Source organism: Azoarcus taiwanensis (genome assembly GCF_012910885.1).
GTDB lineage: Bacteria > Pseudomonadota > Gammaproteobacteria > Burkholderiales > Rhodocyclaceae > Azoarcus_F > Azoarcus_F taiwanensis.
In genome coordinates this window covers 1-2,351 of record NZ_WTVM01000237.1, presented here as the reverse complement: position 1 = coordinate 2,351, position 2,351 = coordinate 1, and the positions used below count along the sequence as shown (strand labels likewise).

Annotated in this window: 3 protein-coding genes; 1 reads left to right on the top strand and 2 read right to left on the bottom strand. The window is 64.1% G+C overall.

The genetic code is table 11. The features are described from left to right. A partial coding sequence (locus tag GPA21_RS19890; protein ID WP_168989801.1) for a 2,4-dienoyl-CoA reductase FMN-binding domain-containing protein occupies positions 1–1,369 on the bottom strand: 1,369 nt, incomplete at its 3' end. Between the two features lie 146 nt (positions 1,370–1,515). Here GPA21_RS19890 and GPA21_RS19885 point away from each other — a divergent pair. Beyond that, positions 1,516–2,076 (top strand): PadR family transcriptional regulator, encoded by a 561-nt coding sequence (locus GPA21_RS19885; RefSeq protein WP_168989800.1) that lies wholly within the window; start codon positions 1,516–1,518, stop codon positions 2,074–2,076. An 11-nt stretch (positions 2,077–2,087) separates the two neighbouring features. On the opposite strand, the gene GPA21_RS19880 is transcribed toward GPA21_RS19885, so the two are convergent. Then, positions 2,088–2,351 (bottom strand): phosphatidylserine decarboxylase (locus GPA21_RS19880; protein WP_211163727.1); only part of this gene is annotated, 264 nt, incomplete at its 5' end.

The window sequence follows — 2,351 nt, the reverse complement described above, 5'->3', positions numbered from 1 at the left end:
CGACCAGCTCGGCGGCGCCGACACGATGATTGAGGCGCAGCTCGACTCCACTGCGCTCGATCAGGCGACCGTAATAACGCAGCGTCTCGGCGAACTCCTCCTTGCCCGGAATGCGCATCGCGATATTGAACTGACCACCAATGCGGTCCGACGCCTCGAAAAGGGTCACCGCGTGACCACGCTGCGCGGCAGTGGTCGCGAAGGCCAGCCCTGCCGGCCCGGCACCGACCACCGCGATGCGACGCTTGACAGTCGTCGGCGCGATACGCAGTTCGGTCTCGTGACAGGCCCGGGGGTTGACCAGACAGGAGGTAATCTTGCCCTTGAAGGTGTGATCGAGACAGGCCTGGTTGCACGCAATGCAGGTGTTGATCTCGTCGGCCTTACCCGCCGCCGCCTTTGCCACGAACATCGCGTCCGCGAGAAACGGGCGTGCCATCGACACCATGTCGGCATGGCCATCCGCGATCAGTTGCTCGCCCACCTCGGGGGTATTGATCCGGTTGGTGGTGATCAGCGGAATCCCCACTTCACCGCGCAGCTTCTTGGTGACCCAGGTGAAGGCCGCGCGGGGCACACAGGTTGCGATGGTCGGAATACGTGCCTCATGCCAGCCGATGCCAGTGTTGATCAACGACGCACCCGCCTGCTCAATTGCCTTGGCCAGTTGCACCACCTCGTCGAAGGTCGAACCGCCCTCTACCAGGTCGAGCATGGACAGACGAAATATGATGATGAACTCCTTGCCGACACGCTCGCGCACCCGGCGCACGATCTCGACCGGGAAGCGAATGCGGTTCGCGTAATCCCCACCCCACTCGTCGTCGCGCTGATTGGTCGCGGCGCTGATGAACTCGTTGATGAGATAGCCCTCGGAGCCCATGATCTCGACGCCGTCGTAACCTGCCTCCTGCGCAAGCGAGGCGCAACCGACGAAGTCGTCAATGGTGCGCTCCACATCCTGGCTGCTCAGCGCGCGCGGCGGAAACGGTGCGATGGGCGCCTTAATGGCGCTGGGCGCGACCAGCTCGGGGTGATAGGCATAGCGGCCGAAATGCAGGATCTGCATCGCGATACGGCCCCCCTCGCGATGGACTGCATCGGTCACAAGACGGTGGCGCGCGGCCTCTGCGGAATCGACCAGGCGGGCACCACCCGGAAACGGACGGCCCTCATCGTTGGGTGAGATCCCGCCGGTCACGATCAGCCCGACCCCCCCCTTGGCACGTTCCGCGTAAAACGCTGCCATGCGCTCAAAGCCGTTTTCGACCTCCTCCAGGCCGACGTGCATCGAGCCCATCAGCACGCGATTGGGCAGCGTCGTGAAGCCGAGATCGAGCGGTTGCAGCAGATGGGGGTAGGCAGTCATGGGCGTCTCCTGTGACCATGCCGGCTCGAAACGAGGCCGGCGAGATTTATGTTTGTGCTCAATGCAACTCGTTGCACAATTTAGTCGACCTGCCCGCCTGATGCAACTGGTTGCATTGCTGCATGATCAGCCGCTAGACTCCGGCCATGTCTCTCGCCCACGCCCTGATCACTTCGCTACTGGAACAGCCTGCGACCGGGTTCGAACTCGCTCGCCGATTCGACAAAGCCATCAGCCCTTTCTGGCACGCGACCCATCAGCAGATTTACCGCGAACTCGCGCGCATGGAAGGCGCCGGCTGGGTCACGTCGACCCCGGTCGAGGATGGCGGTCGCGGCCGCAGCTACGAAGTGCAGCCGGCCGGAAAGGACGAGTTGCTGCGCTGGGCCGGTGAGGAAGCCCCTTTGCAACCGCTGCGCGACGAACTGATGGTGCGACTGCGCGCAGATGCAGTTGCCGGGCCGCTGTACGTTGAGAAGGAGATAGCGCGTCGCATGGCGCTGCACGTGGAGAAGCTGCGTGCCTATCGCGCGATCGAGGCGCAGGACTTCCCGCCTGACCGACGCACATCACGCAAGGCCCGCATCATGCATCTCATCCTGAAGGCCGGCATTCTCTACGAACAGAGCTGGATCACCTGGTCGCGCGAAGCGCTTGCCGAGTACGCCGCACTGAGCGCCGCGCCGAGCGAGAAAGCCGGGCGCTGACACCCGAGACTTCAGGGTTTGAAGCCCATCGGTTCACCCATGCGGACTGCGCCGCCAGGCGCCCACGCCGGTTCGAACGCCAGCGCGTCGCGCGGAAACAGCATCACCACTGTCGAGCCGAGCAGAAAGCGACCCATCTCGGCTCCCTTGGCGAGCGCAACCTCGCCCTCACCCTCACCGTAACGCCACTCGCGCAAGCGACCCGGCCGCGGCGGATTGACCTGTCCATGCCAGACGGTCGCCATGCTGCCGACGATGGTCGCACCGACCAACAC